A 6,020-nucleotide genomic window follows, 5' to 3' on the forward strand; every position below is an offset into this window, starting at 1 on the left:
CATTTAAGGTAAATAGTATCGATTACCTTTTGAAGCCCATTAAATATGATCAATTAGAAACCGCCTTAAACAAATTCAAGGACCTAAACAAAGTCAATGAGGCTGAAAATCTAACATTGGATGCTTCTTTTTTTAATGAGCTTCTTAGTAGCACTAAGCCATTTAAAAAAAGGTTTTTAGTGAAGTATGGTAATAAAATTATGTTTAAAAACTGGGAGGAGGCAGCCGTTTTTTCTGCTGAAGACAAAATTTGTCATTTACACTCATATGAGGCCGGCAAAAAATTTGTGATAGATCATACGCTGGAAGAGTTAGATTCACAATTGCTTCATCCCGATCAATTTTTTAGAATCAACAGACAATACATTGTTAATTTAGATGCCATAAAAGAGTTGAAAACAAAGGATCAAAAATTGGAAGTTCTGCTTAATTTCCCCTTCAGCGAAAACTTACAGGTGAGCAGAAGCAAAGTAACGGATTTTAAAGCTTGGATAGACAGATAATGAACATTATGCATAAATTATTTATTACTGGCGTTGTTATATTTTTATCATGTGCTATGTCTGATGCATTAGCGCAATCGCCAAATTATGACTCATTAAAACAAGAAATACTTTCCATTAGAGCAGATGTAGACCACATCGTGCTAAACCTGGAGACAGCTAAGAGTAAATTCCAACGAGGCATATTCGTGGCTACATTGGGATATTCCATTACCATTGCTGGCGGCTTAATGCTAGGTCGGGAGAATGATGAATTAGGCCAAGCTTTGTTAGTGGCTGGTGGGGCGACAGGCGGCATTGGCACCTATATGTTGGTAGATGCCTTTAAATACCTCGGCAGAGTAAGAAATCGTAACCGCTAGTTACTTAGTAACTTCTACACCTTTCCAAAACGCCACATGCCCTTTAATGGGCTTTGCCATTTCGCTCACCTCTGGGTAGTACCAAGCTGCATCTTTATTAGTTTCTCCATTTACTTCTAATGTATAGTAAGAAGCGGTTCCTTTCCAAGGGCACACCGTATTGGTATTTGAGGCTTTAAAATATTCTTTCTTTATGGTGTTAGGAGGGAAATAATGGTTGCCTTCTATTACAACGGTATCATTACTTTCAGCGATTATCTCGCCATTCCAAATAGCTTTCATATCGAGTTTTTTTAGTACACTTTCAATAACAGCCAACTTACCGAAAAGATTTGTCCCAATTAAGACAGTTAAGTAACTTTCCGGTGGTCAAAAATCAACAACATCATGTATAAAGTCGCATTTATCCTTCACGGGAAGAGTCGTAGGAAGAAACGATTCTACAAACAGCTGCAGCAAGCCCGGCAAGAGCTAAGAAACATAGAATTTAATGTAGTAGAAACTTCACAGCAAGGGCATGCTACTTCTTTGGCTTCAGAGTTTATTAGGGATGGTTTTACGCACATTATTGCTGTAGGTGGCGATGGTACCTTGCACGAAGCCATTAATGGTATCGTTAAAAATTATTCACCTGACATAGTATTAGGGGCATTACCATTCGGCACAGCCAATGATTTTATAAAATCACTATCAACCCCAATAACCCTGGCCGATTTATTTGAAGCCATTAGCAATAATAACTACAATCTGTTAGATATTGGTAGGATAGAGCATCATGATGGGGTTAAGTACTTTATGAATATAGCTGATATTGGAATTGGGGCAGAAGTGGTGAAAAGGGTAAATTCATCCAGTAAATGGTTCGGCTCGAATTTTACATTCTTTTCAGCAATTATTAGAACTTTTATATCCTATAAAAATGTAGAAGTGAAATGTAAGGCAGATAATTGGGAGTATGAAGGAAAAATCAACTCTTTGGTTGCAGCTAATGGTAAATATTTTGGAAGCGGATTGTGCATTGCACCAAAAGCTGATCCGGCAGATGGTACCTTCTCAGTGGTTATTTCTGGTGATATAAGTATCTCTGATTATTTAAAAAATGTGAGTAAGATAAAAAAGGCGCAAATACTCAATCATCCACTAGTACAGTATAGATCAGCTACTAAACTTGAGCTAACATCTACTAGTACTTGTGGCATTGAAGCTGATGGAGAGTTTATCGGGCAGTTGCCTGCTACCATTTCTATTGATGAACGAAAAATTAAGTTTTTAGCAATGTAAAAACACCCATCGAGCGCTCGCCATTTACAACCACAGATTTCCAGGGTTCTATTAACTGTAGACCGCGCTTTGTAAAAGTATTTTCTATTTCATTTTTAGGTAATAAATAGGTGAAACCGCTTCTTTGGTTAACACTAATTCCAACATCCGTTGCCATGCGAATGAATAAAATACCCCCTTGCTTTAGCAACGAGACAAGTTTATCTAAAATTTTGTGGAAGTGAATTTCATCAGATGCAAAATGTAAAACGGCTGCACAAATAATGGCGTCAAAAGAATTTTCTGGTAATGTTAACTCTTCAATACTGGATGAAATAAAATTCTCTGCAGGAACTTGTTTATGCGACATACGTGCCATTTTAATAGCTATCGGATTAGTATCGCAGCCAAAGACATTTATCCCACTATTTATAAAATAGTTCAAATTTCTTCCTTCTCCACAGCCTGCATCCAGTAAATTCGTACAGTTTTCAAATCTGCCTTTGAGTATTTGATCCAGCAGATAGATATCAATATTTCCAATAGCATTATTTAAGTCCTGAATCATTCAGCGCTTTTTTAAATTGTTTTTTGCCGTATTCAATCACTTGCTCTGACCGGTAGAACTCAAATGTGCCACAAGTATCTCTCGACACTTTCACCACAATTTCTGGCTTGCTATTTTCAATGATATAATCGGAGATTTTATCCTGCATTAAATCAACGGAGTAGGTGATCAGATCAAAATAGCTTAAACTCTTATTCTTCTTTTTATCCGGAAAAAAACTGTTCCATTTTTCAATTAGGTCGGCCAACGCACTACCTTTTTTTGGTTCTGGTTTCTTCATAGTGCTTTTCACGTTGGCATTAACATCACTGATAACTAGTATATCGCCCTTATTTCGCTTTACATGAGCTACTGGTATAGGGTTAATCACTCCGCCATCAACATGTTCTATATTATCTATAACACTTGGTTTCAAAACAGAAGGAATGGCTGCAGATGCTCGTAATGCTTGATAAAGTGGCCCCTTATTAAATACCACTTCTTTTTTGTTTACAATATCTGTAGCAATAACTGAAAGTGGAATTTTTAAATCTTCAATGTTCTGCTCTTCAATGAATTTCTTCATTTCATTAAACACCTTTTCACCTCTAACAAATCCCTGTGTGCTTAGTGTAAAATCTAATAATTTGAACACATCGAACCTGTCGAGGTTGCATATCCATTCTTTATAAGCTTCTAACTTGCCTGCAGCATATACGCCTCCTATAACGGCACCCATTGAACTCCCGGAAATAGAAGTAATTTCAAACCCCTCTTCCAAGAGACCTTCAATCACTCCAATATGCGCCACTCCGCGTGCTCCACCACTAGAAAGTACTAGTGCTACTGATTTACCCATGAGATTTGATTAATTTGGTATTTATGAATTCAAAAGTTAAAGAAAAGTTTCAATCCTTAGAATATCAAAAGGAATATCTTTTAACATTAAGTGGTGATGTTACTGAAGCGGAGGCAAATAAAAAATTTAATGCTGATCAGTGGTCGTTAGCCCAGACCTTGTATCACATATACCTGGTGGAACAAAAAACATTTGATGATATCTCTAAAAGAATCAAATACAACCAGGATGCAGAACCCGTAGGACTGAAGGAAAAATTTAGACATAGCCTCTTGAAATTATTTCTGAGGCTTCCACTGAAGTTTAAAGCACCAAAAACGGTGAGTGAGTCTATTCCTGATCAGATTAACTTAAATGAGTTAAGGTCAGATTGGTCTAACCTGCGGGAATCATTCCGTCTTCTGCTTAGCATCCAAACCGATCAGCAATTAGACTTGAAACTCTTTAAACATCCAAGTGTAGGTTATCTTAATTTAATTCAAACTATAGAGTTTATTAAGGCACACCATAAACACCATTTGCCTCAGATAAAACGCCTTTTGTCAAACATTAAGACCCAAACTACGGTTGTTTAGGCCAATTAACTGCCTGATTGCTTATTTTCGCTTTCTAAATTTTTACCCATGAGATATTTTTTGCTTTGTTTCAGTATTTGTCTTGCTAATGTTGCTACAAGTCAAACGGAACTTAAAACACCATCAGAGTTTTTAGGCTATGAACTTGGAGATCGTTTTACTCGCCACCATAAAGTGGTAGAATACTTTAAACATGTAGCCGAAGCCAAGAAAAATGTGCTGTATCAAACCTATGGTGAGACTTACGAACATCGCCCGCTTACTTATGCGATAATTAGTAGCCTGGAAAACATGAATAATATTGAGCAAATCAGACTCAATAACTTAAAAAGAGCTCAAATGGCCGATGGTAACTCCAATGATGATGGCATAGCCATCGTTTGGCTGAGTTATAACATTCATGGAAACGAAGCTTCTTCCATTGAAGCATCCATGAAAACAATGCATGCCTTGGCCGATGAATCGAATAAGACTACTCAAGAGTTGCTAAAAAATACGGTTGTAATCATTGACCCGTGTGTAAACCCTGATGGGCGAGATCGTTATGCGAATTTCTATAACCAATATGGCAACAAAAATTTTAATCCTAATGGCGATGACATTGAGCATCATGAGTTATGGCCCGGGGGAAGACCGAACCATTACCTCTTTGATTTGAATAGAGACTGGGCATGGCAAACACAAATTGAATCGGCCAATAGATCTAAAATTTACCATGAATGGATGCCACATGTGCATGTAGATTATCACGAGCAATTTGTGAACAACCCGTACTATTTTGCGCCAGCTGCAGAACCTTTTCATGAAGTGATCACCTCATGGCAGCGGGAGTTTCAAACGCAAATAGGGAAAAATCACGCCAAATACTTCGACAAGGAAAACTGGCTCTATTTCACAAAGGAAAATTTTGACCTACTGTATCCGAGCTATGGAGATACTTATCCAACTTACAATGGAGCCATTGGCATGACTTACGAGCAGGCGGGGCATGGTTATGCCGGTCTGGGCATTATTACTGAGTATGGTGATACTCTTACTTTAAAAGACAGAATTGACCATCACTATACTACAGGAATTTCTACAGTGGAAATAGCATCAAAAAATGCATCGAAACTAGGTGAAGAGTTCAAGGCATATTTTAGTAAAAACGTTACTTCACCGGTAGGCACTTACAAGTCGTATGTGGTTAAAAACAATAATCAGGACAAGCTTGATGCTTTGAGTGAATTTCTTGACAAGCATATGATTAATTATGGCTCAGTCAGTTCATCTAAAAATCTGAAGGGATACAGCTACATATCTCGCAATACCAAAAGTTTCACAGTGTCGAGTAATGATTTAGTGATTAATACAAATCAGCCAGTATCGCGATTGATTAAAGCTTTATTTGAGCCCGAAACCAAACTTTCAGATACGCTTACGTATGATATCACGGCCTGGTCGTTACCATATGCTTATGGCTTAGATGCTTATGCAATAACAGAAAATTTATCTAACACTAACGAGTTCAAGAAGGAAACATACTCTGAGATAAAGGCAGAATCACCTTATGCATATATTTCAAAATACAATTCTTTGGAAGATGTGAAGTGGTTAGGGCATCTATTGAAAAAGGATGTGAATGTGCGGATCGCCAGGGAACCTTTTACCATAAACGGTAACTCTTTTGAGCGTGGGAGCCTGGTAATCACCCAAAGAAATAATGAATATATAAAAGGGGGGTTGGATAAGCTGATAATAGAATCGGCCAAAAAATATGAAGCCAATGTTACAGCGGTACAAACTGGTTTTTCAACTAGTGGTGTTGATTTAGGTTCTGCTAAAATCGCTAGACTTAGTAAGCCAACAGTTGCAGTAGTTACCGGCCCTCAAACATCATCTCTAAGCTATGGTGAAATATGGCATTTCTTTGAG

Annotated in this window: 8 protein-coding genes; 5 read left to right on the plus strand and 3 right to left on the minus strand. The window is 37.5% G+C overall.

The features are described from left to right. Both RLO81_RS16425 and RLO81_RS16430 read left to right on the plus strand, forming a co-directional pair. Positions 1-503, plus strand: a 503-nt coding sequence (locus tag RLO81_RS16425) for a LytR/AlgR family response regulator transcription factor (protein ID WP_350114123.1), incomplete at its 5' end; no start/stop codon positions are given. 8 nt (positions 504-511) lie between these two features. Next, positions 512-865 carry a hypothetical protein gene (locus RLO81_RS16430; RefSeq protein WP_350114126.1) on the plus strand — a complete coding sequence of 118 codons (354 nt, stop codon included), beginning with the start codon at positions 512-514 and terminating at the stop codon, positions 863-865. Here RLO81_RS16430 and RLO81_RS16435 read toward each other — a convergent pair whose 3' ends face one another. Further along, on the minus strand, positions 866-1,147 hold the full coding sequence (locus tag RLO81_RS16435) for a DUF427 domain-containing protein (RefSeq protein ID WP_350114129.1): 282 nt from the start codon (positions 1,145-1,147) through the stop codon (positions 866-868). Positions 1,148-1,252: 105 nt separating this feature from the next. On the opposite strand from RLO81_RS16435, the gene RLO81_RS16440 reads away from it, so the two are divergent. Continuing rightward, positions 1,253-2,146, plus strand: coding sequence for a diacylglycerol/lipid kinase family protein (locus tag RLO81_RS16440; protein ID WP_350114132.1), 894 nt, complete (start codon positions 1,253-1,255; stop codon positions 2,144-2,146). Here RLO81_RS16440 and RLO81_RS16445 read toward each other — a convergent pair. Together RLO81_RS16445 and RLO81_RS16450 are read right to left on the minus strand one after the other, a co-directional pair. Continuing rightward, on the minus strand, positions 2,127-2,693 hold the full coding sequence (locus tag RLO81_RS16445; protein ID WP_350114135.1) for a class I SAM-dependent methyltransferase: 567 nt from the start codon (positions 2,691-2,693) through the stop codon (positions 2,127-2,129). The genes RLO81_RS16440 and RLO81_RS16445 overlap by 20 nt on opposite strands. Next, the gene (locus RLO81_RS16450; RefSeq protein ID WP_350114137.1) at positions 2,674-3,531 is read right to left on the minus strand and encodes a patatin-like phospholipase family protein; all 858 of its coding nucleotides are present in this window, start codon (positions 3,529-3,531) and stop codon (positions 2,674-2,676) included. The genes RLO81_RS16445 and RLO81_RS16450 overlap by 20 nt, the downstream gene beginning before the upstream one ends. Before the next feature lie 23 nt (positions 3,532-3,554). Here RLO81_RS16450 and RLO81_RS16455 point away from each other — a divergent pair, with 23 nt between their 5' ends. Then, on the plus strand, positions 3,555-4,106 hold the full coding sequence (locus RLO81_RS16455; protein ID WP_350114140.1) for a DinB family protein: 552 nt from the start codon (positions 3,555-3,557) through the stop codon (positions 4,104-4,106). Between the two features lie 48 nt (positions 4,107-4,154). Further along, on the plus strand, positions 4,155-6,020 hold a 1,866-nt coding region (locus RLO81_RS16460; protein WP_350114143.1), incomplete at its 3' end, for a M14 family metallopeptidase.

The organism is Fulvivirga sp. (assembly GCF_040220315.1).
In the GTDB taxonomy this organism is placed as follows: Bacteria; Bacteroidota; Bacteroidia; order Cytophagales; family Cyclobacteriaceae; genus Fulvivirga.